General features: G+C 61.0%; 20 protein-coding genes and 1 tRNA gene. 13 read left to right on the top strand and 8 right to left on the bottom strand.

Translation table 11 applies throughout. From position 1 onward, the window contains the following. Nucleotides 1–130: 130 nt before the first annotated feature. From ACM64M_RS12325 to hflK, 3 genes are all read right to left on the bottom strand, one after another. A complete protein-coding gene (locus ACM64M_RS12325) occupies nucleotides 131–1663 on the bottom strand; it encodes a Do family serine endopeptidase (protein WP_416228997.1) in 1533 nt (510 codons plus the stop codon). A 152-nt stretch (nucleotides 1664–1815) separates the two neighbouring features. After that, a complete protein-coding gene (hflC, locus tag ACM64M_RS12320; RefSeq protein ID WP_416228996.1) occupies nucleotides 1816–2658 on the bottom strand; it encodes a protease modulator HflC in 843 nt (280 codons plus the stop codon). A 1-nt stretch (nucleotide 2659) separates the two neighbouring features. Then, nucleotides 2660–3820 carry a protease modulator HflK gene (gene hflK / locus ACM64M_RS12315; protein WP_416228995.1) on the bottom strand — a complete coding sequence of 387 codons (1161 nt, stop codon included), beginning with the start codon at nucleotides 3818–3820 and terminating at the stop codon, nucleotides 2660–2662. Nucleotides 3821–3901: 81 nt separating this feature from the next. Here hflK and ACM64M_RS12310 point away from each other — a divergent pair, with 81 nt between their 5' ends. From ACM64M_RS12310 to ACM64M_RS12295, 4 genes are all read left to right on the top strand, one after another. Further along, complete coding sequence (locus ACM64M_RS12310) at nucleotides 3902–4903, top strand: Mrp/NBP35 family ATP-binding protein (RefSeq protein ID WP_416228994.1); 1002 nt, start codon at nucleotides 3902–3904, stop codon at nucleotides 4901–4903. A 4-nt stretch (nucleotides 4904–4907) separates the two neighbouring features. Next, complete coding sequence (locus ACM64M_RS12305) at nucleotides 4908–7193, top strand: molybdopterin cofactor-binding domain-containing protein (protein ID WP_416228993.1); 2286 nt, start codon at nucleotides 4908–4910, stop codon at nucleotides 7191–7193. Nucleotides 7194–7272: 79 nt separating this feature from the next. Next, on the top strand, nucleotides 7273–8322 hold the full coding sequence (hemH, locus tag ACM64M_RS12300) for a ferrochelatase (RefSeq protein ID WP_416228992.1): 1050 nt from the start codon (nucleotides 7273–7275) through the stop codon (nucleotides 8320–8322). A 150-nt stretch (nucleotides 8323–8472) separates the two neighbouring features. Continuing rightward, the gene (locus ACM64M_RS12295) at nucleotides 8473–9882 is read left to right on the top strand and encodes a cytochrome P450 (protein ID WP_416228999.1); all 1410 of its coding nucleotides are present in this window, start codon (nucleotides 8473–8475) and stop codon (nucleotides 9880–9882) included. A gap of 40 nt (nucleotides 9883–9922) precedes the next feature. On the opposite strand, the gene ACM64M_RS12290 is transcribed toward ACM64M_RS12295, so the two are convergent. Continuing rightward, nucleotides 9923–10093 (bottom strand): DUF1674 domain-containing protein, encoded by a 171-nt coding sequence (locus ACM64M_RS12290; protein WP_416228991.1) that lies wholly within the window; start codon nucleotides 10091–10093, stop codon nucleotides 9923–9925. Nucleotides 10094–10154: 61 nt separating this feature from the next. Here ACM64M_RS12290 and ACM64M_RS12285 point away from each other — a divergent pair, with 61 nt between their 5' ends. Continuing rightward, a complete protein-coding gene (locus ACM64M_RS12285; protein ID WP_416228990.1) occupies nucleotides 10155–11411 on the top strand; it encodes an RsmB/NOP family class I SAM-dependent RNA methyltransferase in 1257 nt (418 codons plus the stop codon). 48 nt (nucleotides 11412–11459) lie between these two features. Then, nucleotides 11460–11708 (top strand): hypothetical protein, encoded by a 249-nt coding sequence (locus ACM64M_RS12280; RefSeq protein WP_416228989.1) that lies wholly within the window; start codon nucleotides 11460–11462, stop codon nucleotides 11706–11708. A gap of 573 nt (nucleotides 11709–12281) precedes the next feature. Here the strand turns inward: ACM64M_RS12280 and msrA are convergent. Further along, nucleotides 12282–12827 carry a peptide-methionine (S)-S-oxide reductase MsrA gene (gene msrA / locus ACM64M_RS12275; protein ID WP_416228988.1) on the bottom strand — a complete coding sequence of 182 codons (546 nt, stop codon included), beginning with the start codon at nucleotides 12825–12827 and terminating at the stop codon, nucleotides 12282–12284. Nucleotides 12828–12964: 137 nt separating this feature from the next. On the opposite strand from msrA, the gene ACM64M_RS12270 reads away from it, so the two are divergent. The 4 genes from ACM64M_RS12270 to ACM64M_RS12255 all read left to right on the top strand — a co-directional run bounded on the left by ACM64M_RS12270 (nucleotide 12965) and on the right by ACM64M_RS12255 (nucleotide 15363). Beyond that, nucleotides 12965–13831, top strand: a complete 867-nt coding sequence (locus tag ACM64M_RS12270) for a class I SAM-dependent methyltransferase (RefSeq protein WP_416228987.1) — start codon at nucleotides 12965–12967, stop codon at nucleotides 13829–13831. 17 nt (nucleotides 13832–13848) lie between these two features. Further along, the gene (gene aguB, locus ACM64M_RS12265) at nucleotides 13849–14724 is read left to right on the top strand and encodes an N-carbamoylputrescine amidase (protein ID WP_416228986.1); all 876 of its coding nucleotides are present in this window, start codon (nucleotides 13849–13851) and stop codon (nucleotides 14722–14724) included. Between the two features lie 5 nt (nucleotides 14725–14729). Beyond that, a complete protein-coding gene (gene folK / locus ACM64M_RS12260) occupies nucleotides 14730–15245 on the top strand; it encodes a 2-amino-4-hydroxy-6-hydroxymethyldihydropteridine diphosphokinase (protein ID WP_416228985.1) in 516 nt (171 codons plus the stop codon). A gap of 42 nt (nucleotides 15246–15287) precedes the next feature. Continuing rightward, nucleotides 15288–15363 (top strand) — tRNA-Lys (locus tag ACM64M_RS12255). 28 nt (nucleotides 15364–15391) lie between these two features. Here ACM64M_RS12255 and ACM64M_RS12250 read toward each other — a convergent pair. Then, nucleotides 15392–16513, bottom strand: a complete 1122-nt coding sequence (locus ACM64M_RS12250; RefSeq protein WP_416228984.1) for an endonuclease/exonuclease/phosphatase family protein — start codon at nucleotides 16511–16513, stop codon at nucleotides 15392–15394. A 93-nt stretch (nucleotides 16514–16606) separates the two neighbouring features. Continuing rightward, nucleotides 16607–17314 carry a queuosine precursor transporter gene (locus ACM64M_RS12245; protein WP_416228983.1) on the bottom strand — a complete coding sequence of 236 codons (708 nt, stop codon included), beginning with the start codon at nucleotides 17312–17314 and terminating at the stop codon, nucleotides 16607–16609. Between the two features lie 201 nt (nucleotides 17315–17515). Between ACM64M_RS12245 and ACM64M_RS12240 the strand changes: the two genes are divergently transcribed. The 3 genes from ACM64M_RS12240 (at nucleotide 17516) to ACM64M_RS12230 (ending at nucleotide 23681) form a co-directional block, all read left to right on the top strand. Continuing rightward, the gene (locus tag ACM64M_RS12240; RefSeq protein WP_416228998.1) at nucleotides 17516–18997 is read left to right on the top strand and encodes a NupC/NupG family nucleoside CNT transporter; all 1482 of its coding nucleotides are present in this window, start codon (nucleotides 17516–17518) and stop codon (nucleotides 18995–18997) included. Between the two features lie 42 nt (nucleotides 18998–19039). Then, nucleotides 19040–19972 (top strand): isopenicillin N synthase family dioxygenase, encoded by a 933-nt coding sequence (locus tag ACM64M_RS12235; RefSeq protein WP_416228982.1) that lies wholly within the window; start codon nucleotides 19040–19042, stop codon nucleotides 19970–19972. 304 nt (nucleotides 19973–20276) lie between these two features. Further along, nucleotides 20277–23681 carry a carboxypeptidase regulatory-like domain-containing protein gene (locus tag ACM64M_RS12230; protein ID WP_416228981.1) on the top strand — a complete coding sequence of 1135 codons (3405 nt, stop codon included), beginning with the start codon at nucleotides 20277–20279 and terminating at the stop codon, nucleotides 23679–23681. Between the two features lie 82 nt (nucleotides 23682–23763). On the opposite strand, the gene ACM64M_RS12225 is transcribed toward ACM64M_RS12230, so the two are convergent. Beyond that, nucleotides 23764–26721, bottom strand: a complete 2958-nt coding sequence (locus ACM64M_RS12225) for an ATP-binding protein (protein ID WP_416228980.1) — start codon at nucleotides 26719–26721, stop codon at nucleotides 23764–23766. Nucleotides 26722–26732: the final 11 nt, after the last annotated feature.

The following is a 26732-nucleotide window of genomic DNA, read 5'->3' as shown; positions in this document are numbered from 1 at the left end:
AAAATCCCGGCCCCCCCCCCCCCCCCCCCCCCCGCCCGCGTTTAATTTTCCGCTTTGCCTGCGGCGACAAAAAAACGCCCCCGGGCGCTGGGCGCGCGGGGGGCCTTTGCATGGCTTGGATGCTAACCGATCAGCGCAGCCGTACCGGGACAACGCGCGGCGGTGCGCCGCGCCGCTGAATCCTCAGCAGCACAGCGTCGCGGCCATCTGACTCGGCAGCGGTGATCTGTTCGCGCAGCCCTTCGATCGTGCTGACTTCCTGATAATTGGCCGACAGGATGATGTCACCGCGGCGCAGGCCCTTGCGGCCCGCGTCAGAGTTGGGATCGACCACGCCGATGACCAGCCCGGTCGTTTCTGCAGCAACGCCCAGACTCCGCGCGATCTGCGGGGTCAAGGTCAGCACCTGAAGCCCCAGTTTTTCGGCGATCATCGCGTCCGATTCTTCGGGCGCAACCGGCTCCTCGGCGTCGGGGTCAAAGGTCTGTTGTTGCTGCGCCAGTTCAGCTTCGCTCGGACGCTTGCCCAAAGTGGCGTTGAACGACACCCGGCGGCCATCGCGGATGGCGATGATCGGAACGCTTTCCCCCGGTGCGATATTGGCGACGAGGAACGAGACGGTCTGCTCGGCAGTGACATCCTGACCGTTGACGTTGACGATGATGTCGCCTGCACGCAGGCCGGCCAGCTGAGCCGCGCTGTCATCCTGAACCGATTGCACCATTTCGCCGCGATTGTGCGGCAGACCCAGCGAATCGGCGAGGTCATCATTCATCGGTTCCAGGCTCACGCCCAGAAAGCCGCGCTCGATCTCCTGACCTTCGCGCAATTGCGCCACGATGGGCGCGGCAATTTCTGCGGGGATCGCAAAGCCGATGCCGACGCTGCCGCCCGATGGCGAGAAGATCGCGTTGTTGATACCGATTACATTGCCGCGCATGTCGAACAAGGGACCGCCCGAATTGCCGCGATTGATGCTGGCGTCGGTCTGAATATAGCGGTCATAGGCGCCGCCCTGCCCGGTGTTGCGATAGACCGCCGAAACGATGCCCGAGGTTACCGTGCCGCCCAGCCCAAAGGGGTTGCCGATGGCAACCACCCATTCGCCGACGCGGGTCTGGCTCGAATCGCCAAATTCGACAAAGGGAAATGTCCGGTCCGATTTGATCTTGAGCACCGCCAGGTCCGACTGCGCATCGGCCCCGACCAGGTCGGCTTCATATTCGGTGCCATCGGGCATGGTGATGGTGATTTCTTCGAGCGTCGCGCGATTATCAGGCGACACCACGTGATTGTTGGTCACCACAAAACCATCGGCGCTGATGATAAAGCCCGAACCCAGCGACTGCGCTTCGCGGCGCTCCGGTTGATTGCTGCCGCCGCCGCGGCGGTTGAACAATTCGGCGAACGGTGTGCCCGCAAACGGGTTGCGTTCCACCTCAATCGATTGGCGCGTGGCGATGTTGACCACGGCGGGCTGCAATTGCTGGGTCAGATCGGCAAAGCTTGCCGGAGCGCCCGCGACCGGGACGACCCGGTTCATCACATTATCGTCGTTCTGTGCCACCTGCGCCCCTGCGGGATAGCCAGTCATCAGCGAAACCGCTGCGCCGCCCACCAAAAGCGCGCTCGTCAGTCCATAAACATACCGCACGTTGTTCACGTCCTCTCGTTCCTTTCCTTGCCGGACGCGGCTTTGTTCGCGCCCGAAGATGTTCCAGTTACGCCCCCACTTTGGCCCCAGACGCACTTAACGTTGATTGAACACAAGTGTAATCGGTAGCGCTGTATGGGCTGTTGGTCGGCAAAGCTGCATCATTGCCCGTTGAACTGGTTGAAATATTCATTGTCCGCATCGAGCACGAGCGAGCTTGACCCCTGCCCGTCGATGAAGGTCGAACGATAGCTTTGCATGGCGCGATAGAAATCATAAAATTGCGCGTCCTTGCCGTAAGCATCGGCATAGGTCTTGGCGGCATCGGCGTCGGCTTCGGCGCGAATGATCTGCGCGTTCTTGCGGCCCTGTGCGCGGATGGTTTCGGCCTGTTCCTGTCGGTCCGAAATCATCCGGGTAAAGGCTGCCTCCAGCGGAGTTCCTTCGGGCAGGTCTGCTGCCTTGATCCGCACATCGATGATCTGCGCCCCATATTCGCGCGCCTGCGCGTCAAGCTTGTCACGGATATTGGTCATCGCGCTCCCGCGTTCTGCGGTCAGCAAACTGGCAAAGGTGCGGCGGCCCAATTCCTGACGCAGGACCGAGGTCAGGATCGGCGATAGCTGCGATACCAGACGCTGTTCATCGCCTGCACGTTCCACCATGGTCACGGGCTGTATGATACGGAAACGGGCAAAGGCATTGACCTCCAGCCGCTGTTGATCGCTGGTCAGAACTTGCTGATTGTCCATGTCGAGATCGAGCACGCGGCGTTCGACCATCTGCACCCGGTCAACAAAGGGAATGCGCCACCAGAAACCCGCCCCGGTCGCCCCGAATGGGTCGTCGGGCGTGTAGATGTTGACGATAGAATGCGGCTCACCCGTGCGGATAATCACCGCCTGCTTGGTTTCCGGCGTCACAAACAGGGTCGAGGCAAGGCCAACCAGCAGCACACCCGCAAGCACGATGGCCAGGCGGTATTGGTTCCAGACATTCTGCATTTTACTGCCCTCCCTGTGCGGGTGCGGTTACAGGCGCGACCGGTCGGCTGCGCTCCACTTCGCGTAAGGGGATATATGGGGTCACGCCATTGGCGTCGATCACGGTCTTGTCGGTGTTGGATAGCACCGCTTCCATGGTTTCGTAATAAAGCCGTCGGCGGGTGACCTCGGGCGCAAGGCGATATTCCACGTATATCTGGTTAAACGCGGCTGCGTCCCCTTCTGCCAGAGCCAGTTTCTGCTGCGCATAGCGGCGGGCGCGGTTAAGCTCACGCTCTGCATCCTGCTGCGCGGCAAGCACGTCATTAAACGCATCGATCACGCTTTCGGGTGGGTCGGTCTTGTCGATTTCAACGCCCTCGACGTTGATTCCCGCTCCGTAACCATCAAGAATACTTTGCATTCGCGAGCGGACATTTTGTTCGATGTCGCCTCGGCCTTCACCGCCGATAACCGTATCGAGCGTCTTTTCCGCAACCGAACTGCGCATCGCGGTTTCAGCCGATTCGCGCACCGTCTCGATCGGATCAGCAAGCTGAAACTGAAACTGAGTCAGATCCTTGATGTTCCAGCGGATCGAATAGCTGAGATCGACAAGGTTCTGATCGCCGGTCAGGATGAGTTTGGTCGGCACTTCTTCGGTGCGAACCTCGATCACATTTTCTTTTTCGACGATGCTGATTGGATAGGGATAGGACCAATTGGTGCCCGGACCAAAGGTGCCGACATATTTTCCGCCAAACCGGGTCACGACCGCTTCTTCGCCCGGTTGAACGAAATGGACGCTGCTGATCAAAACCCAGACCGCGGCCAATCCGGCGAAAAACACAGGCATCCAGCTGCCGCCGCCGGGCCGTTCGGGCAGGCGGAATGTTGGACCGCCACCGCCGCCGCCCGCGCGGCGCGGGCCTTCGGGGCCGCGATTCTTGAAAATGTCTTCGATGCTGGCCGAGCGCCGCCCGCCGGGCTTTTTGCTGCTGCCTGATGAACCGCCGCCCGGCAGCCACGGATTGCGCGGTCCGTCAGAGCCGCTCCCCCCGCTGTCATCGGCATCGCCGCCGTCAGAGCCGTCCGAGCCGCCGCCTCCGCTTGCAGGTTTGCCCCAGGGATTTTTCTTGCCAGCCATCGCCAGCCCGAGATTGTGTCTAAAACCGTCCAACATTCGCATGTCATCCTTATAGGAATGCAATTTGCGGAAAAACAGGGGTTGGCGCGGGGAAATTGATGCTAGAGGCTGCGCGGCATGAACAACAGCGACAATTCCAATCCCGATCCCGCCGCCGCTGAGGCGCTGATCCGGTCCCGGCTTCCGGTCGAAATCCATGGCCGGCTGCGCTCCGCACGTATTACTGAACGGCGCGCGGTGGTGGTGGCCGAAGCGGGTGATCTGGGGGCCAAGGCGCGTCAGGAACTCGAAGGTTTGATCGAAACCGCGCTGATCGACCTTACGGAGGTCGATGAGGTGCGCGTCGCGTTGATCGCGGATCGCAGGCGGCGGATGATTATTGCGGTGGGTTCGGGCAAGGGCGGGGTGGGCAAATCGACACTCACCACCAATCTCGCCGTCGCTTTGGCGCGGTTGGGACGCAAGGTGGGAGTGATCGACGGCGATATCTATGGCCCGTCACAGCCGCGCCTGCTGGCGACCGAACGCATGAAGCCGATGAGCGAGGATGGCAAGCTGGTGCCGGTTGACAGCCCGCATGGGGTCAAGCTGCTGTCGATGGGCAATGTCGTCGCTCCCGGCAAAGCGCTGGCGTGGCGCGGACCAATGGCGGGCAAGGCGCTGGGTCAGTTGGTCGATGCGCATTGGGACGACACCGAATTGCTGCTGATCGACCTGCCGCCGGGCACAGGCGATGTGCAGATTTCCATGATGGCCGATAGCAAGCCCGATGGCGCGGTGCTGGTTTCCACGCCGCAGGATCTCGCCTTGCTTGATGCGGCGCGCGCCGGGCAATTGTTCGAAGACGGCGATGTGCCGATTATCGGGCTTGTCGAAAACATGGCCGGGTACGCCTGTCCGCACTGCGGCGAGATCAGCGATCCCTTCGGACAGGGCGGGGTGGAAAAATTCGCCGAAGCGCTTGAGATCCCGTTTCTTGGCCGCGTCCCGCTGACGATGGAAACCCGCATTGCGGGCGATGCCGGACAGCCGCCTGCTGCGGGTGATGGGGAGGCAGCCGCGCCCTTCCATGCGATTGCCGAAAAGCTTGATCGGTGGATCAAGACCGGAAAGCTCTGAAGCGATGCAGGTCACGCGCAGGGGTCTGGTCACCGGAGCGGCGCTGGGCGGCGGGTTGTTTGTCGCCTGGTGGTTTCTGCCGCGCAATTATCCCAATCCGCTGGAACCGGCCAGCGGTGAATATGCGTTTGATGCATGGATCAAGATTGCCGAAGATTCGGTGATCACAGTGGCGGTGCCGCAGCTTGAAATGGGGCAAGGGATCACAACACTGTTGCCGCAGATCATCGCGCAGGAACTGGGGGCAGACTGGCGGCAGATCGCAGTCGAGCCCGCGCCGATCGCGGCGGCCTATCCCAATGTGCCGCTGGCCCGGCGCTGGTCTGAACTGTGGGAGCCGCTGGGCAGTGGGCTGTCACAAACCACCGATGAGTTGCTGGCGCAGCGGTTTGCCACCGCCGGGCGGTTCACCGCGACCGCCGATGGAACCTCGCTGGCCGCCTATGAAGCGCCTTGCCGCGAAGCCGCCGCCGCCGCGCGCGCCATGTTGGCGGCGGAGGCGGCATCGCGCTGGAACACATCATGGGAGGAATGCGAGGTCGCAGGCGGCATCGTGAGCTGGGGCGATCAGTCGGCAACCTTTGGCGAACTGGCCGCCGGGGCTGCGGAGCGTGATCCGCCCGACCCGCCGCCGCTGCGCACCGAAACGCCCGGCGCTGATCCCAGTGCTTCTCCAGCGGTTGGTGCCAGCGATCCGCCACCCGATTTTCCGCGCATCGACCTTCCGTCAAAGGTCGATGGCAGCTTCACCTTCGCCAGCGACGTACGCCTGCCCGGGATGGTCTATGCCGCGATCCGCCACGGGCCAAGCACCGGTAGCGAACTGACCGGTTTCAACGAAGCGGGTGCAGCCAATATTCGCGGTATCGTTGGCGCGGTAAAAACCCGCCGCTGGCTAGCGGTGGCGGCCACGACATGGTGGAGCGCGGAGCGGGCATTGGATGCCATGGCCCCGCAATTCACCGCCAGCTTTCCAGTTAACAGCGACGATATCGACGCGCGGATGGATACGTTGCTGACCGCCGGGGATAGCTTCAAGATCGCCGAAACCGGCTTTGGCGAAGCGGCGATGACCCGCGTCGACATTGCCCGGCGATACGAGATTGAACCGGCCCATGCCGCGCCTCTGGAAACCGCCAGCGCGGCGGCGCGGTATTCGGACGGGCGGCTGGAATTGTGGATAGCCTCGCAGGCCCCCGAACAAGCTCGCGCCGCGGCGGCAAAGGCGGTGGGGCTGAGCACCGAGGACGTCGCGCTTTACCCCATGCCCGCAGGCGGCAGCTTTGACGCGCGGCTGGAACACGAACACGCGATCGAAATCGCGCATATCGCCAAATCTCTCGGCAAGCCGGTGCAGCTGACGTGGCGTCGGCGCGAAGAAATGATCGGGTCACGCCCGCGCCCGCCAGCCTATATGCTGCTCGGCGCGCAGCTGTCCCAAGGCGGCAATGGCGCGATCGACGCGCTCAAACTGCGTATCGCCACTCCGCCAGCGACGCATGAGTTTGGTCGCCGCCTGTTCGGCAATCTTACCCCATGGGCGGCGATCCGTGAAGCCTCAGGCCGAAGCGATGCGCTTGCCTGCGAAGGCGCGGTGCCGCCCTATGAACTTCCCAGCGTGACGGTTCGCCACATACCGGTCGAGACCGGGCAGCCCAGCGGCCGGGTACGCGGCAATGGGCATAGTCCGGCGGCCTTTGCGATCGAAAGCTTTATTGACGAGATCGCCGCGCTGGCGAACCGCGAACCCTTGTCGTTCCGGATGTCGATGCTGGGCAGCGATATTCGGCTGGCTGCCTGCCTGCAACGCGCCGCGTCGATGGCGCAGTGGGACGGCGGGGCCGATCAGAGCGGACAGGGGATCGCTTGCCACCGGATTGGCGATGCCGAATCCGGAGCGCGCATCGCTTGCGTCGCCACCGCGCGTCAGGGTGAAGGGGGTGTGCGGGTCACCCGGCTGTCGGCGGCGGTCGATATCGGGCGGATCATCAATCTCGATATTGCCCGCCAGCAGGTTGAGGGCGGCTTGCTGTTCGGGCTGGGCATCGCGCTTGGCAATGCGGTGCGGATGCGCGGCGGGCTGCCGACCAGTTTCGAATATGGCGACATGGGTTTGCCCACGCTGGCAGATTGCCCGGAAATTGAGGTCGACTTTATTCCAAGCACCGCCGCCCCCGCTGATCCCGGCGAGATCGGCGCAGTGATCGCACCGCCCGCGATTGCCAACGCGCTATTTTCCGCGACAGGCTTGCGGCTGCGGCGTCTGCCCCTACTTTCAGGCGGTCTATGACCCGGATCTCCACCTCTCGGACGGCCAATGTCCTGCGCGCCCGGGGGAGCTTCCGTGGATTTCGCGCGTTGAGCGCGCAATGACCTGGCAATCACAAAGCCTTCCAAGCGATCACCCGCCGGTAAACAGCGGATTGATTGGGGTGCTCATCATCAATCTGGGAACTCCCGATGCGCCCGACCCAGCGTCGGTGAAGCGTTACCTCAAACAATTTCTCTCCGATCGCCGGGTGATCGAGATTCCCGCGATTGCGTGGCAACCGATCCTGCGCGGGATCATCCTGAACACCCGCCCGCAGAAAAGTTCGGTCGCGTATACCAAGATCTGGACCAAACGCGGATCGCCGCTGGCGGATATCACGGCCAGTCAGGCCGAAGCGGTGGCAGCGCAAATCGGCGGCGGCGCGGCGGGAGCCAATGTGATCGTCGATTACGCCATGCGCTATGGCTCTCCGTCGATTGAGCAGCGATTGGGCGAATTGACGCAGAAAGGCTGCGACCGCATCCTGATTGCGCCGATGTATCCGCAATATTGCGCCGCCACCACAGCCACCGTGTTTGACGAGGTCGCGCGGGTGATGGGCGAAATGCGTTGGCAGCCGGCTCTGCGATTCTTGCCGCCCTATCACGACGACGATCTGTATCTCACCGCGCTTGCCGATGATTTGACCCGGCAAGTGCGCGCGCTGTCATTCCGGCCTGAGGTCCTGCTGCTCAGCTTTCATGGCATGCCGCAGCGCACGCTGGAAAAGGGCGATCCATACCATTGCCATTGCCACAAGAGCGCTCGCTTGCTGCGCGAACGGTTGATCGGGCGGAGCGAATTTGACGGAGTGCGGTTTGAAACGACCTTTCAATCGCGTTTTGGCCCTGCTCAATGGTTGGAACCTGCGACCGACGACACGCTGATTGCTGAGGGCCAGAAGGGGACCAAGCGGCTGGTGGTTGCAGCGCCTGGCTTTGCCGCCGATTGCGTAGAAACGCTGGAAGAGCTGGCGCTCGAAGGGCGCGACGAATTCCTGGAGGCAGGCGGGGAGGAATACGCCGTGCTCGATTGCCTCAATGTTTCAGACAGCGGTGTGACCATGCTGGATGCAATGATTCGGCGCGAGTTGTCCGGCTGGATCTGACCGCGCTGGCATAACGGTTCGAAAGCGGCGCGCGTTCAGAACGACGGTTCAATCCTATCGCATCGCTGTTGGCTCGCTATTTACACTGTGGTAAGTAGCATAATGCATACCGATTTTTTCAACCTGCAAGTCGACCGGAGCCGCCCAACCATGGCCACACTCGCCAAGCCGCAATTCCCCGAAAATTCTGAAGCGGCCTTTGACCATTGGAGCCAAGGCGTGCCCACACTGGCGGAAATTGCTCATATTCCCGGCGACGGTAGCTGGCCGATCATCGGCGACACTTTCAACCAATTGGCCGATCCGCACGGCTTTACGCGGGCGCGGATCGAGAAATATGGCAAGGTTTACAAGACTCATGCCTTTGGCGGCTGGAACGTCGCGCTGATTGGGGCGGATGCGAACGAGCTGGTGTTGTTCAACAAGGACAAGATTTTTTCTTCGGAACAGGGCTGGGGCCCGGTGCTCGACCAATTGTTTCCGCGCGGATTGATGCTGATGGATTTCGATCACCACCGGATCGACCGCCGCGCGCTTTCCATCGCCTTCAAGCCGGGGCCGATGCGGCATTATTCGGGCGCGCTCAATTCCGGCATCGCCCGCGAAGTTGCCGAGTGGGAAGGGCCGATGCAGTTTTATCCGGCGATCAAGAAACTGACGTTGGATCTGGCTGCGGATAGTTTTCTGGGTATTCCATGGGGGCCAGAGGCAGACCGGATCAACACCGCCTTTGTCGATATGGTGCAAGCATCGGTCGCCCCGATCCGCAAGCCGCTGCCCTTTACCAAAATGAAAAAGGGTGTCGATGGCCGCGCCTATATGGTCGAATATCTCACCCGTGAGACCGAGCGCAGGCGTGCAGAGGGGGGCGGGCAGGACATGTTCAGCCAGTTCGCCACCGCCACCCGCGAAGACGGATCATTACTGCCGGTGGATCAGGTGGTCGATCACATGAGCTTTCTGATGATGGCGGCGCATGACACGATCACTTCTTCGGCAACCTCGCTGATCTATTATCTCGCCGCCAATCCCGAATGGCAGGAAAAAGTCCGCGCAGAAATCACCGCGGTCACCGGCGGCCCCGACGCAAATGGCAATCCGCGCGCGCTTGATTACGACGATCTGGCGAAGCTGGAGTTGACCGAAATGGCTTTCAAGGAAGCGCTGCGGATGATGCCGCCGGTGCCTTCCATGCCGCGCCGGGCACTTAAGGAATTCGAATATGGCGGCTATCGCATCCCGGCTGGCCAATTGGTCGGGATCAATATCTATTGGACCCACCATTCAGAGGAATATTGGGATAATCCGTATACGTTTGACCCAATGCGTTTCACGCCAGACAAGGTAAAGGCGCGGCACAAATATGCTTGGGTTCCGTTTGGCGGCGGGGCACATATGTGCCTGGGGCTGCATTTTGCATACATGCAGGTGAAGGTGCTGCTGGCGCAGGTGTTGCAGCGTTACCGGATCGAGGTTGCTCAGGGATACGCGCCCGATTGGCAGGCGTGGCCCATTCCTCAACCCAAAGACGGCTTGAAGGTGGCGTTTGTGAAGGTGTGACTTGTTGCGAGTTCCCACCTGCGCGGGGGCTCGGGCCGCTCTAAAAATCCCAGGCGATCCCGTTTTTCTCCCAATCACCATAGCGGGTGGGGGAAAGTTCGCGCGGTTCATCTTTCAGGGGGTCAACCCGCTTTGGCGCGGGCGGGGGATCATTGGTCCAGTGAGCGGGCTTTTTGAAAGCCTTTGCCGCTTCGGGTTTTTCTTTTGTCATAGACCCTATCAATGCGCGCGCTGGCGCTTGGTTTCAAGCGCGGGTAGGGCCGAGGCCATATATGGCTGATCCAACAGGAATTCACGCGCGCCGCGCTGCGCTAAAGATGCTCGATGCGGTGCTGCGCCGGGGGGAGACGCTGGAGCAGGCCTCGCCTGCTGCCCTGCGCGACGTGCGCGACGCCAATGACAAGGCGCTGGCACGCGCGATCGCGGGCGAGACTCTGCGCTGGCTGACCGATCTCGATACGCTGATCGACAGCGCGACCAAGCAGCGCCTGCCCGACGATGCCAAGCCGCGTATGGTGCTGCGGACGATGCTGGCGCAGTCGCTGAGGCTGGGCACGCCGCCGCATGCGGTGATCGGGACCGGGCTTCCGCTGCTGGCTGGTGGACCGAGGCGATTGGCGCATGGCGTATTCTCGACCCTCGTAAAGCGCGATGTGATCCTGCCTGAGGTGCCGACCCTGCCCGATGCGGTGGTGGAGCGTTGGGGCGCGCGGGCGGCAGCGATTGCGCCGGGTCTCGTCAACCCGCCCGAGGTTGATCTGCACATCAAGACCGCCGAAGAGACTGCGCAATGGCAGGCAAAGCTGGGCGGGGTAAGCCTTGCCCCCGGCCATGTGCGGGTGCCGCGCGGCACGGCGATTGAGAAGCTGGAAGGCTACACCGAGGGCGCGTGGTGGGTGCAGGACCTTGCCGCGATGATACCCGCGATGGTGCTGGGCGCGGGCAATGGGCGAAGCGCGCTCGATCTGTGCGCTGCGCCGGGAGGAAAGACCATGGCGCTGGCTGCGGCGGGGTGGAAAGTGACTGCGCTCGACCTGTCTAAGCGGCGGCTGGACGTGCTGAAGGACAATCTGGGCCGCACCGGGCTGAAAGCGTCGTCTGTGCGCGCCGATGCGTTGACGTGGGAGCCCAAGCACCAGTTCGACGCGATCCTGATCGACGCGCCCTGCACCGCAACCGGCACCTGCCGCCGCCACCCCGATGTGCTCCACCGCATCGGCGCGCGCCAGATTACCGAGATGATCGAATTGCAACGCGCGTTGATGGTCAAGGCGGCGGGCTGGCTAAAACCGGGCGGAGCGCTGGTCTACGCCGTGTGCTCGCTGGAGCGCGAAGAGGGCGAGGCACAGGCCGCGTGGATTGATGCCGAACTTGGCCTTACCCCCGATCCAATTACGCCAGAGGAGCTCCCTGCCGGCCTCACACCGACGCCCGAAGGTTGGGTGCGAACCTATCCGGGGATGCTTGGCGCGGAAGGTGGGCTGGACGGGTTTTTTGTTGGGCGGTGGAGAGCGACCGATTGTGTTTGAACCAACCTTTTGGGTATACACGGCACGGTTATGTGAAAGGAAAACGTGATGCGGTTTATCGGGCTGCTGACTTACGTATTTTGCCTTATGCTCCCTGGCGTGCTGTCAGCGCAGCAAGACAATGGCCGCACTGGCACATGGGTGATCGAACCATATGATCCTGAGCAAGACACCATTGAAGTTGGCAGGGACCACGATCTTCAGATTAGTACCAGAGTGTTGCCGTTAAGACTGGCAAAAAATGTCGAAGACATCGTAGACAATGACGGGAAGGTGCTGGCGCTCGCTCAAACCTAGATTGTATTCGTGCCGCCCTTCAGTGGCCTCAAGAATCCCGAAGCAGTCTATTGTGCCGCCCGGAACATTCGCAATTCATCGCAGGAGCTTTGGCGGTCCGGCATCGTGAGCAACAAACTGATTTGTTTTTATGACCGCGACGGGGATCAGGCATTCGAGAGCTACATTAGCTGCTATTCCATGTATCCCAGCCTTTTGATCGACGGGAAATGCCATGATGACGAAAATGCCATCCCGTCTGCCGGGTTTACGCTTTTGCCCAGAGAAGAATTCAAGACAGACATGTCGTTATACCTCGGCCATGCAGGCGACGGGGTTTTTCGGCAATGTGTTGGCACGAGATCGAATTGTCAGAGCCTAGCAGGAACAATCACTGACTCGGGTCATGGTCTTCAATGGCTGGGCGCCGACTTTCAACTCCTCGCCTTTGATGAGCGCAATGCACAGCTAAGGATTCAAAGGCTAGACAGCCCTAGAATGCTGAACGTAGAGGCACCCTGGGTTTTGTTTAAAGTCTGGATGTAAACCGGGTAACGCTCGGGGCGGGTCAGAGGGAGAAGGGGTGAGCAGCCCTCACCCTTTCACATATTTCTGGAAGCTCTTGCGCAGCTTCATGATCTTGGGCGGGATCACTGCGAGGCAATAGGGATTGCGCTGGCCTTCGCCTTCCCAATATTCTTGATGGTAATCCTCCGCCGGATACCATTCCATGGTCAGCGTATCGCCATCGAGCCCCTCTATCGTTGTCACCGCCATGTTGCCGTTCTCGGCATTCCAGCGGCCGATTGCGGCCTTGGCTTCCTCGCCTTGCGCAGCGTTGAGCGGGAAGATCGCGCTGCGATATTGCGTGCCGACATCACCCCCCTGCCGGTTCAATTGGGTCGGATCATGCGTGCCAAGGAACACGTCGTATATTTCGGGCAGGGTGATTACGGCGGGATCGAAGGTCACGCGGATGCCCTCCGCATGACCGGTGGAGCCGGTGCAGACCTCCTTGTAGGTCGGGTTCGCCTTGGTCCCGCCGATATAGCCGCTTTCGACCGCGCTCACGCCGATCACATCGCGGAACACCGCCTCGGTGCACCAGAAACATCCGCCTGCGATGATTGCCTGTTCCATATGCCGTCTATCTCCTTGGTCGGCGCGGGACATAGGAACCGCTTGCCCCTTTCGCGAGTCCTGATTGCATGGCTTGTCATGCCTGCGTCACAGCGTAGGGAGATGACCAGTGAATTCAATCAGAGAGGACCGCCCTAATGAAACTCACCCTGCTTGCCCCACTTGCTGCGCTTGCCGCCGGAAGTGCTCTGTTCGCCGTAGCCAGCCCCGCTGCTGCCGATGGCCATATGGAAGCCGCTGCGCCCGCGCTTGCCGAAGTGCTCGCCCATGAACGCCGCGACGGTGACCGCGCACGCGATGAATATCGCAATCCCGCCGAAACGCTGGCGTTCTTTGGGGTCGAGCCGACCATGACCGTGGCCGAGTTCAGCCCCGGCGGCGGTTGGTACACCCGTGTGCTGGCACCGTATCTGATGCCCGCGGGCCAATACATCGCCTTTAACACCGATAGCGACCGCGGAACCTATCGCAGCCGCGCCGCAGAGGCGCGAGCCAAGGGCTGGACCGAAAGCTTCAAATCCAGCGTTGCCACCGCGATGGAAGTCGAAGCGGACAAGGTGATGGCGTTCGAGATAGACGAAATGCCCGAAACTGCTGCGGGCACGGTTGACCGGGTGTTGATCTTCCGTTCGATGCACGGGCTCAATATTGGCAACAATGCCGACGACGTGTTGAAAGCCGCGCGCACCATGCTGAAAGATGATGGCATGGTCGGCGTGGTCCAGCACCGTGCCCCTGATGGCGCCAGCTATGACGATTACGGCGCGCGCCAACGCGGATATATGCGGAAAGCTGACGTGATTGCTATCTTTGAGGCAAACGGCTTTGAACTTGCCGGGGAAAGTGAGGTGAACGCCAATCCTGCTGATCCCGCCAATTGGGAGAACGGTGTCTGGACGCTGCCTCCAGTGCTGGCCACAGGCGAGGATGATGCGCGCCGCAGCGAATATCTCGCCATCGGTGAAAGCGACCGCATGACGCTGCTTTTCAAGAAAGCCGACTGAGACTAAAGGGCGGCGTCATGAGCCAACTCACTGTCGCCGCCCTCCAGCTCGCGCTTGGCCGCGAGGACGAAGCCGAAAACATCGCCGCCGTTGCCGCGCTGGTCGAGCAGGCAGCCGCGCGCGGGGCGAAGCTGATCCTGCCGCCGGAATTGTTTTCCGGCCCCTATTTCTGCCGCGCCGAGGAAGAGGCGCTGTTTGCGCTCGCCCGCCCGACTGCCGAACATGCCAGCGTGATCGCAATGCAGGCGCTGGCGGCGCGGCTGAAGGTGACGATCCCCACCAGCTTCTTCGAACGCGACGGCCATCATTATTACAACACGCTGGCGATGATCGGCCCCGATGGGGAAATCATGGGCACATATCGCAAGAGCCACATTCCCGATGGGCCCGGCTATGAGGAAAAATACTATTTCCGCCCCGGCAATGACGGCTTCAAGGTGTGGGATATTCCCGGTGATGACGGCGCGCTGGTGCGCGTAGGCGTCGGGATCTGCTGGGATCAATGGTATCCCGAATGCGCGCGGGTGATGGCGCTGTTGGGGGCCGAGGTGCTGCTTTACCCCACCGCCATCGGGTCCGAGCCCTATGACGCCGACCTCGACACCAGCCGCATGTGGCGCCGCGCGATGGTGGGCCATGCAGTGTCAAATTGCATGCCGGTGGTCGCCGCCAATCGCATCGGCGCAGAGGGAGCGGAAGGCGAGCAGAGTTTCTACGGCCATTCCTTCATCACTGATGAATGGGGCGATCTTATCGAAAGCTTTGACGATGCCGCGGAAGGCGCGCTGGTGGCAGCGCTTGATCTTGCGCAGGCAGCCACGCATCGCGCGGGCATGGGCTTTTTCCGCGACCGCCGCCCGCAGCTTTACGGGCGGATTGCCGAGGATATCTGACCGCCTTGAGCAGCATCTACCTGATCGCGCTCGGATCAAACCGTCCGCACCACCAGTTTGGCCCACCGCCCAGCGTCCTTCGCGCGGCAATGGAGGAATGCGCGGTGCTTGGCACCGTTACCGCGCGTTCGGCGATTATCTCTTCGATCCCGATGGGCGCGGCGCAGCGGCACTTTGCCAATGCTGCCTGCGTGATTGATAGCGAATATGACCCGCCAGCCTTGCTTGCCGGATTGCAACGGCTGGAGCGCGAATTTGGCCGCCGCCGGGGCCGCCGCTGGGGAGACCGGGTGCTCGACCTCGACATCATTCTTTGGAGCGGGGGGCAATATTCCGCGCGCGCGCCGCGTGCCAGCCAGCGCGGCAGCTCTCTCACCATCCCGCACCGGGAATTTGGCAAGCGCCGCTTCGTGCTTGACCCAGCGGCGTCCATCGCCGCCGATTGGCGCGACCCTTCATCCGGGCGGAGCATCGCGCAGATCAATGCACGCTTGACCCACCCCCGCCCTCTGACTAGGTGAGCGCTCCGACCCGCGCCATCTGGCGCGCGGAAGACCCCATGGGGGCCCTTAGCTCAGTCGGTAGAGCAACTGACTTTTAATCAGTAGGTCGCTGGTTCGAACCCAGCAGGGCTCACCATATTGCGCTTGAACAGGTCTGCGGGCCGTTAAACGTAGCGTTCCAGATATTCGTCCGAATAATCCACTTCGAGCTCGATCCAGATCGGTAGATGGTCGGACATTTCAAACGTCGTCCACAGGCCATAGCTGCGCTCGAAATCGCTATACGGAGCTTTGCCCGCCGCGGCCCGCTGCGCGTCGCAGACCGGTTTGTAATGCGCGATCATGTCGGCATGGGCGAGGCGGCGGGACGGGCCGGCTTTTTCGCCAGCGGGCAGCATGTCAAACTCGGTCTGCGGGAACGGGCCGAACACCGACCGCCGCCAATCGAACAACCCGCTGCGGATCAGTCTGGTCTTGCGCGTCGCGGCACCCTGCACCGTGTATGCCATCTGGTCGTAATGTTTGTCGCCCAGCAGGTTGGTTGCAGGAAACACAGGTACTTCCATCTGGCTATCGCGCAGTGCCTGCATAATTGGGCCGTCGCGCTTTTCGATATTCATGTCGCCCAGCAGGATATAGACCTGATCCTCGCTCTTTGCCCGGTTGACCAGCATCCGGGTCATTTGCGTGATTTCTTCGGCGCGCAGCACCTTGTCGTCCGCCGAGGTGCCGCCATAGATGACATGGGTCGAGCACAGGCAGAACCGGAACCAGTCGGCCTGAAACGCGGCGAAGAAGGGCGAGCGGGCGAATTGGTCCGATCCGGCAAGGTCATCGGGGTCCAGCACCAGTTCCCCCACCAGTCTACGGAAGAACACACGGTTGGTGTTATAGAGAAACGCCATGCGTTCGTTGTTGCCACCCTTATGGGTCGATACATCGGATACGAAATACTCCCAGCCGGGGCCCAGCAATTTTCGCAGCCGATCCAGCGGTTCAAGATCGCCCTTGATTTCCTGCACCGCGCAAATGTCGAAATTGCCGATAATTTCCGCGATGTAATGATAGCTCTCATCCAGCCGCGGCGTGCCATCGTCGAAGGCGCGAATGTTCCAGCTGCCCACGATCAGCGATCGCGGCCTGCGGTCGCGGCCGATTGCGTCATGCAGGTCGCGGCGCAGCGCCAGCAGGCGGCCCGCGATCCAAGCCTGCTTTCCCGGATAGTGCGGAAAATCGCCCCGCGCCGGATCGTGAATGTAGGATTTGAGCCCATGGTAGAACGGCATCGCAGACCTCCCCCGAAAGAACCGTGGCAGATTAACAGGCCAAGTGTGGGGGCAATAGGATTGATCCGCCGTTGAAGCCGCAGCTCTAACGTTTTATCGGGTTTCGCGCATGTCCAGCCATTGCGCTGCCCGCACCCCGAATGTGATGAGGAACGGTACCAACACGATGCTCAGCGTGACTTTCGCCAGCACCTGTCCGATGAGTAGGTTGGTGATGTCGAACTCCCCGTAAAATGCCAGGGTGACGAAGATGATCGAATCGAGAGCTTGGCTCGACGCTGAGGCAATCGCTCCGCGGATCATCAAGCCGATCGTGCTTGCATCACCCGACCCGCGCAGGCGCGAGAAAATCCATACATTGAGCAGCAGTGAGGTGATATAGGCCGCAGGTCCCGCCATCAGGATGCGCGGGGTCTGTCCCATGACGGTTTCAAAAGCGGAAAGATCGGCGCTGCGGAATTCGAGCATTTCGGATGAGGCCGGCAGCGACAGGACCAGATAGATCAGCGCTGCCGACAGAGCCAGTGGGAGAAATCCAACCCAGATCAACCGGTTGGCGAGCCTTTGCCCGTACAGTTGAGCAATGGTGCTGGTAATCACCACCAAGAGCAGAAACGGGAAAATCCCCGCTTCGACTGCAAGCTGGCTGGGCCATAGCTGAACCTGTTTGAAAGCAACCACCCCGGCCAGAACCGTCATCCCGCCATAAAGGATGATGTATACGAACAGGCCCATCGGCGCGGCCAGTGCGCGCTCGGCTGTTTCGGTCGGCGGCGCTGGCGCCATTTCGGTATCGCTCATCGCCTGAGGGTTAGGCGAGGGCTGGACAAAAGAAAAGCCGCGCTGCGCTCGCTTTCACCCACCTGCTTTGGCGGTTGCTTTGCCGAGAGCAAAATGCCAACCCTCTTCAGCGCCGATTTGTTCTGGTCTGCGCGCAGGTCCACCTTCGGGGCCAAACGGGCAAACCATAATCAGGGGCACCGCGCGTCGGTGAGTTAGATCATAACTTCCATCCTATTCAGCCTGATCGGGATCGCAGCGATCCTTGGCATCGCCTTTGTTCTTTCCTCTGGCAAATCGCATATCAATCTGCGTGTGGTCGGCGCGGCGTTTGCCTTGCAGGCGTTCATGGCACTGCTCGTCTTGCGCACTGATTTTGGCGTTGCTGCGATCCAGTTCCTGTCGAACGGGGTGATCGCGCTGCTCGACTATTCCAAGGTCGGGATCACATCGGTGTTTGGCCCAATGGAAAGCAATCCGTTTGCCAACACCTTCGTGATCGCGGCGCTGCCGGTGATTGTGTTCTTTGCCGCGATTGTCTCGATTTTCTATCACCTTGGCATCATGCAGCGGTTGGTGCGCTGGGTTGGCGGAGCGATTGGCTGGATTACCGGCATCAGCCGGGTAGAAGCGCTGGGCAGTGCGGCGAACATCTTTGTCGGTCAGTCCGAAAGCCCACTGGTCGTTAGGCCCTATCTCGCCGCGCTGCCCCCGGCGCAATTGTTCACCTTGATGACCGTCGGCATGGCGGGTGTTGCGGGCACTATTCTCGCCGCTTATGCCAGCTTTATTGGCAACGATGCCGTGCCCTATTTGCTGGCGGCGGCGTTCATGTCGGCACCGGGCGGTATCCTGATGGCCAAGATCATCATGCCCGACCCGCCAGAGCCGGTCCTTTCGGGGGATGACCTTGCGGCTGTGGCGGCAGGGGCAGGGATCATCCAGAAATCCGGCCAGCCCACCGATCAACAGTCGCGCGTCTCCGTGGCTGACAGAAGCGGCGAGAAATTCGAATTGCCATATTCACGGATCAGCGCGGGCGGGCCAGCGGCTATGGTTGAAAGCGGCAAACCCGAGGAAGTGCGCATGGCCGAAACTTTCGAAGAAGGTCAGCGTCCCGCCAATGTGATCGAGGCCGCTGCGCAAGGCACGCAGACCGGCGTCAAACTGGCGGTTGCGGTGGGCGCGATGGTGATGGTTTTCGTGGCGCTGGTCGCGCTGGCCAATGGCCTGCTCGCCGCGTTGGGATCGGGCGCGGTTGCGCTGGCGGCGGGAATCGGCCAGCCGTTTGGCGCGGAAACCGCCGCATGGCTGAGCGCGGTCAGCTTTCAGCAATTGCTCGGTTATCTGTTTGCGCCGGTGATGTTTCTAATCGGCATTTCCGACTGGCAGCAGGCGCAGATCGCCGGCGGGTTGTTCGGGACCAAGATCGTGCTCAATGAATTTGTCGCCTTTATCGAATTGGGCGCGCTGGGAGCGGGGAGCGCGGCGGGTGAATTGACCGAACGCAGCCGGGCGATCGTCACCTTTGCGCTGTGCGGCTTCGCCAATTTTTCATCGATCGCGATTCAGATGGCGGTGACCGGCGGGCTGGCTCCGAATCAACGTCCGGTGATCGCGCGGCTGGGGCTAAAGGCGCTCGCCGCAGGCAGCCTTGCCAATTTGATGAGCGCGGCACTGGCAAGCATATTTCTGCCGCTGTGATTGCACTGGCACAGGCGCACACCGCGTATTAAGTGACGGGTTATGACCACAATCAATATTGCTTCCGTTTCGCTTGCTCAGCCGCTTGAAGAGATCGCCGATGAACTGGGCCGCAGTTTCGGCGAATATGGCTTTGCCGTGGTGCGCGACCACGGCATCCCGCAAGATCTGATCGCCCGCGCCGAGGCGGCGTCAAAAGCGTTCTTCGCGTTGCCGGACAGCGTCAAGCGCGGCTACAAGATCGAGGGCGGCGGCGGCGCGCGCGGTTACACGCCGTTCGGCACGGAAAAGGCCAAGGATGCAGAAATCTTTGACCTCAAGGAATTCTGGCACGTTGGGCGCGACTTGCCGCCGGGGCACGCGCTGGCCGAGTATATGGCTCCCAATATCTGGCCCCAAGAGGTTGAGGGGTTCAAGCCGACATTCACCGAATTGTTTGCCGCCTTTGACACTGCCGGGCTGCGGGTGCTCGAAGCGATCGCACTGCACCTGGGGCTGGCGCGCACTTTCTTCGCCGACACTGTCGAGCATGGCAATTCGGTCATGCGGCTGCTGCATTACCCGCCGCTTGGCCCCGATGCACCCGAAGGCGCAATTCGTGCCGCTGCGCATGGCGATATCAACACCATTACGTTGCTGCTCGGTGCGGAAGAGGCCGGGCTCGAGCTGCTGACCAAGGCGGGCGAGTGGCATGCGGTCGACGTGCCCGAAGGCGCACTGGTCATCAATGTTGGCGATATGCTGGAACGGCTGACCAATGGCGTCCTGCGTTCGACCACGCACCGGGTGGTGAACCCGCGCGGAGCGAGGGCCAAAAGGTCGCGTTACTCCATGCCGTTTTTCCTGCATTTCCGGCCTGATTACCTGATTGAGTCGCTCGAATGTTGCGCCGCACAGGACGCCCAAGGCAGACCCGCACCGATCACCGCGCATGATTTCCTGATGCAGCGCTTGCGCGAGATCAACCTCGCCTGACGGCGGCCGCGACTCTTGTCATAATTTAGTCAGATTCGCTTTGGCGGCGGCTGAAAACGTTCTGCCGCGGCGCGATCGCTGCGGAGAAAAAAAGCCGGATTCGTTGCGCTGGTGCAACAGTTACGCGCTGGTATGGCGGAATTCTGCGGGTTTGCAGCGGCCATTGCCCGCCCTCGATGAACTTTCAGAACCGCCTCAGGCTGCGTTTCATCGAATTGTCATAAAACAGTCGCTTTTGTGCAGTGCAACGCGCTTAGGGACGCGGGCATCACTCCTCCTTTAACGTGATCAGGGGCCTTCTTTCATGAAACTCAAATATCTTTTGGCAGCGAGCGTCGTCAGTCTCTCCGCTGCGGCAACAATCGCAACTCCGGCTGCCGCGCAGCAGATTACTTCGGGCGTCGAAGGCCAGGTGACCGATTCAAGCGGCAACAGCCTGTCGGGTGCCATGGTTACTGTCACCGACGAACGCACCAACCAGACCCGCACCACCATGACCGGCGGCAATGGCGAATTCCGCGTTCAGTCTCTGCAACCGGGAGGCCCCTACACCGTCACGATCACCGCTGACGGGTTCGAAGGCCAGACGGTTGAAAACGTCTTCACCAATATTTCGGGCAACACCGGCTTTACCTTTGCTCTGGTCGAAAGCGCAGCTGGCAACACAATCGTTGTTACCGGCGCCCGCGCCCGCGTGACGCAGGTTGCAGTCGGCCCCGGCACCGCATTCGGCACTGAAACGCTCGAAGCCTTCCCGTCGATCACCCGCGACATCCGCGACATTATCCGCATCGACCCGCGCGTCGCTCTGGACAACCAGAACGACGTTGAGCGCATTTCCTGCCTCGGCGGCAACGACCGTTCGAACACTTTCACCGTTGACGGCACCGTGCAGGCGGACGTTTTCGGCCTCAACGGCACGCCGTTTGCCGCGCGCAACGCGCTGCCGCTGCCGTTCGATGTGGTCGATCAGGTCTCGGTTGAGTTTGCACCGTTCGACGTGGAATATTCCGAATTCACCGGCTGCCTCGTCAACGTTGTGACCAAAGCGGGCGGCAACGAGTTTCACGGCTCGGCCTTTATCACCTATTTCGACGACGGTCTGGTCGGCGATCTTGACACCGGCAGCCAGGAAAAGCGCTGGGGCGCCACGCTGTCCGGCCCGATCATTCCAGATCGTCTGTTCTTTTCGCTCGGTTACGAAGAAACAGATCTGGCCGATGGCAACGAATTCGGCCCTCGCGGCGGTGGCTTCCTGAACGAAGCCAATTTCGTTTCGCAGGCTCAGTTTGATGAATTCGCCCGGATTGCGCGCGATGTCTATGGTCAGGACGTGGGTGGATACCCAACAACCCTGCCAGAATCTTCGGTGCGTTATTTCGGTCGTCTCGATGCGATCATCACCGAAGGCCAGCGGCTTGAAGCCACGTATCAGCGGCTTGAGGAAACCAATGTCGAAAGCGATACGGGTGCGCAGAACCTGACCGGACTCAATTCGTTCGAAGATGAAGGCACGATTTCCGACTACTACTCGGTCCGCCTCTATTCCGATTGGAGCGACACGATCTCGACCGAATTGCGTCTGAGCCGCGCCGAAGTGGGCGACGTGCAGGGACCGTTCGGCTTTGGCGAAGCCCAGTCGGATAACCCGACCGTTCGTCTCAATGTTGGTGTGTCGCCCGATGGCAGCGGCACCACACAAAATGGCGTGCTTAGCACCGGCCCTGGCATTTTCCGCTCGGCAAACCAGCTGGATACAAAGATTGATCAGGCTCGTTTCCAGATGAACGTGGATGCAGGCGGCGGCCACTTCTTTAAGTTTGGCGCTGAAATCAACGATCTCGAAGTGTTCAACCTGTTTGCTGTCAATGCAACCGGCTCGCTCTATTTTGCCAACCTTGCCGATTTTGAACAAGGTTTGCTGACTGGCGGCACGACATCGTTCCCGGATGCGGATGATATTGTTGCGGGCGACGCCTATGCGGGCGACATCAACGCTACCCCAAGCGGAGACATCAACGAAGCCGCTGCCTTGTTCAGCCGCCGTATTTATTCGGTCTATGCACAGGACGAATGGCAGGCAACCGATCAGCTGTCGATCAATGCTGGTATCCGGGTGCAGCTGTATGATGGCGATGCTCCGCGCCCGAACCAACAGTTCCTTGATCGCTATGGCTTCTCAAACTCGGTGTCGTTCGGTGCGCTCGATCCGTTGATCTTGCCGCGCTTCTCGGCAACCTACGAACTCGACAACGACGGGTTCTTCTCGAACAGCCGGATCACCGGCGGCGTCGGCATCTTCTCGGGCGGCGATCCGGTGGTGTATTTCTCCAATGCGTTTTCGAACAATGGCTTCTCGACGGGTCTGGGTACTGCGAACAATTGTTCAGCAACCGAATTGCCGCGCGATGCAAATGGGCAACCCGATGTGGTGGTCAATGGCCAGTTCACCGGCTTCCCAGGGTGCATCACCGCAGCCGGTTCGGCTCAGGCTGCTGCTGGTCTGGCCGACACACAGTCGACCGATCCTGAATTCGATCTGCCGAGCGTCGTGCGCGCCAATATCGGTTTCTCGACCGATTTCGGCACCGAAACAGGGTTCTTCTCGGATTGGCGCTTGAACCTCGACTACATTTACTCGCGATTCAACGACACGCTCAACTTCGTTGATCTGGCGCAGACACCCAACATCACGCGCGGCCTCAATGGCTTCACCGTGGACGGGCGTCCGATTTACGCGGCGATTGACGTGAACGATCCTGATGCTGCTGGTTGTAACGCTACGTTGACCGGCACTGGCGGCACCCCGCCGGTCTATGAAAACGTGTCGGCTATCTGTTTCAACCGCATCGGGCGGGATGACGAAATCCAGCTGACCAATGGCCCGAGCTATGAAAGCCATGTTGCCTCGATCATTCTGTCGAAGACTTTCGACGGCGGTCTGATCACAGATGGGGGATCGGTGCGCTTGAACTTCGGTTATGCTTTCACCGATTCGCAGAACAACCGCAACAACGGCTCGTCGACCGCAACCTCGTCTTACGATATTACGGCTGCGTTTGACCGTCAGAACCCTGCGGTTTCGACCTCGAACTATGAAACGCGTCACAACATCACTGCCACGATGAGCTTCCGTGAGGAGTTCTTCGAAGGCTTCGACACCAATCTCGGAATATTCTTCCGGGCGCGTTCGGGTCTGCCGTACAGCCTCACCTTTGACGGTGGCGCAGTGTTCAATGACAGCTCGTCGGGAAGCGACAACGCGCTGCTTTACGTGCCGAGCGGGGTGAGCGATCCTAACGTATCGCCTTCGTCAGATGCGGCAGCGGTTCAGTCGCTGATCAACTATGTCGCTGCGAGCGGTTGCGATTTCACTCCGGGTGCGTCGATTGAACGCAACAGCTGTAACCAGGATTGGCATTATGACCTCGACCTGCGTTTCAGCCAGGAACTGCCGTTCCTCGGCAGCCTGACCGGGCTGGTCGAAGACCGGATCGAGCTGTTTGCCGACTTCAACAACTTTCTCAACCTGATTGACGAAGACTGGAACGTGCTGCGTCGCCGTCCAGAATTCGTGGACGTGGTTGATGGCGGTGTGGATGCACAGGGCCGTTACATCATCTCCGGTTTCAACCCGGACGATCAGAATCAGATTTCGCCCGGCGGTTCGGCCTGGCGGATTCAGATCGGTGCGCGCTACGAATTCTAATTCGTCGCCTAACAGATAGAAAACAGCAGCGGCGGGGCCTTCGGGTTCCGCCGTTTGCGTTGGGTCACCTCCGCCGTGACGCTTAACCTGCGGCTGCGCCAAGGCTATCGACCGGATCATCCGCCATACTCAGCAATTGCATCGCCAGGTTCAGCTGCACATCGGCGGGCAGGTTGCGGCGCAGCGCCCGTTCGAGCGCGGCGGCCTGATCGCCCAACTCCGGCTCGCCAAAGATCGCTGCGGTCCCCGCCAACTTGTGCACCAACCGCGCCAGCGCCTCGCTCGATTCCGGCGCTGCGGCACAATTGCCGAGAGCGCCGGTTTCAAGCGCGCAGCGCACCGCCTCAACCGCGTCAAAACGGCGCTTGTTCCAACGGTGGATGAGCGCAGGCGAATGGTGCTGCGGCATGGGCCAGCCGCCGCGTTGCGCGGCCTGCGGTGCCAATCCGCCACTATGGGGCAAGGCAATCGGAGCAGCGGCATTATCTGGTCCAGTCCGATCATGACCGGCTTCCACAATCCGGGTCGGCAGCCAGCGCTGCAAAGCACGGGCGAGATCGGCAAACACCAACGGCTTGGCCAGATGCGCCTGCATCCCGGCCTTACGGGCGGCGGCTATATCTTCGGGATAGGCATTTGCGCTCAGCGCGACGATCGGCAGCACATCCGCGCCAATCCCCTCGCCCCGGAGGGTGCGGGTCGCGGTTATGCCGTCGCAGCCTGGCATCTGAATATCCATCAGCACCAGATCATAGCATTGGCCGCGCATCATGCTGTCGATCACCATGGCGATGGCTTCGTTGCCGTCATGCGCGGCGGCGACCGATTGCCCGCAGCGTTCGAGCATTTCGGTCCCCAGCAGGCGGTTCACTTCGTGATCCTCGACCAGCAGAATTCGGGCGCGCTGTGGCGGTTCGAAAGACTCGGCGGGTATCGCAGGCGTTTCCTGCTTCGCGGACGGCGGAGCAGGTTCGGCCAGATTTGCAGGCAGCGTCAAGCGAAAGCGCGAACCGGTCCCCTTCTCGCTATCGACCTTGATCCGCCCGCCCAGCAATTCGGCCAGCTGGCGGCTGATGGTCAGGCCCAGCCCGGTCCCGCCAAAACGGCGCGCGGTGTCATTCTCACCTTGGGTAAAGGGCGCAAAGATCGCCTCGATCCGGTCCGACCTAACCCCGATGCCAGTGTCGCTGACCTCAACCCAGACTTCGCCAGCAGTGATGTGACAGGCAATCTCGACACGCCCCTGCTGCGTGAATTTCACCGCATTGCCGATCAGATTGAGGATGATCTGCCTTATCCGCAGCGCGTCGCTGACCACCAGCGGTGCCTCAGATGCTGGAGCAGGCGCAAGCACCAGATCCAGTCCCTTCTTCGCCGCTGCCGGACGGTGGAGCGCGGCGCATTCGCGAATCGTCGAATACAGATCGACCGGAGCGTGATCGACACTGATCTGCCCGGCCTCAATCTTGGAAAGGTCGAGTATGTCGTTGAGCAGCAACATCATCGCACGCCCCGATTGCACGATCATTTCGGTGTGGCGGCGATGCGCATCGTCCAGATCATCTTGCAACATCATCTCTGCAAAGCCGAGCACGCCGTTCATCGGAGTGCGGATTTCGTGGCTCATATTGGCGAGAAATTCGGACTTTACCCGTGCGGCGTTTTCCGCACTGCGGCGCGCGCGGGTCAGCAGCAATTCCAGCTCGACCCGCTCAGTCACGTCGCGGGCGCAGACAGCGATGCCAGTGGGCTCTCCTGTTTCCGGGGCAAGGACGACGGCGCAGTCCGCCTCGATATAGACCGGCGTGCCGTCGCGGGCATCGAGCAACCGGCGGTAAGAAATGCGTTCCTTGTCCGCCTCTCCGCTCAGCAGCCGGTGAAACACTGCGGCAATCCGCTCATCCGCGCCGTCGCGTCCCAATCCGCAAAATTGCTGTCCGATCAAATCGCTCGGCGCAATTCCCAGCACTTCCTGCACCGATGGGGAAGCATAGCTGCATGCTCCGTGATGATCGACGCTGAACACGGCATCGGTGACGTTGTCGGCGAGCAGAGCAAGCTCGCTGCGTCCAGCGGCAAGTTCATTGCTAAGCCGCGCGCGCCCGGCGAGGATCGCGGCAATCGGCAGCCCGGTCAGGAAATTGGCGGCAATAAAGGCCTGAATAACAAACATCTTGCCGACAGCAGAGACGGGATGCAGCGCAAACGGACCCAGACCGGCATAGGTCATCGCGCTGGCCGTGATTGCAACGCAGGGGACATAGAGCGCGGTTCCCAATCCGCCTAGGCGGATGGCGACTATCAAAGTCATGGGCGGCACGATGAATTCCAGCGGGTAGCGATCCTGATTGAAGACCAGCACCATCGCCAGCAGCCCGCTGAGGATGATCATGCCGCGATCCGCAAGCTCGGCTCTGGATGGCCGTGACCCACTGCGCCGGGTGTGGGCAAGCATGAGTGCGGCGGGCACGAACAGGATCATGCCCATGGAATGCGCGAGGAACCACGATGATGCCCCCACCAAAGCCGCACCGGCACCTGCTCCCCCAAATCCAATCGCCGCCGCTGCAATTATCGCCGATACCAGCGGCCCAGCCAGCCCGCCAAACGCGAGGAAACGCCCAAGATGCGACAGGTCGTTCATGTCCGGCGCGCCATCGCAAGACCGCCGGATCAGCCAAGTGACCAGCGCAATTTCGGCAAGATTGGCAGCGCTAGGCATCAGCGCAGCCGCTGCGCCATTGCCCGACACAAAATGGGCAGCCATGCTGGCGGCCATGATCCCGGCATAGATCGGCCATTCGCACCGCAGTCGTGCAATCAGCAGCATGGCGACCACGCCGGCATTGGGAACCCACACGCTCGCCAGCACGACTTCGACCTGTGACAGCAACAGGCTTACCGCGCTAAGGACGAGGTAGGCGATCGAGCCGAACAGCGCGGCAAGCAGGCTGCGCCGGTCGATTGGCCCGCAAGCGATCATCGCACCGGCACCCGATCGCTGCGTTGCTGCGTGCGGTTTCGTTGCGCTTTCAACCATGCGCTGCGTGC

The sequence above is a fragment of the Qipengyuania sp. ASV99 genome, assembly GCF_047872805.1.
Taxonomy (GTDB): domain Bacteria; phylum Pseudomonadota; class Alphaproteobacteria; order Sphingomonadales; family Sphingomonadaceae; genus Erythrobacter.
Note: the sequence above shows the minus strand (reverse complement) of the source record. Positions and strands in the feature narration are given on the sequence as shown.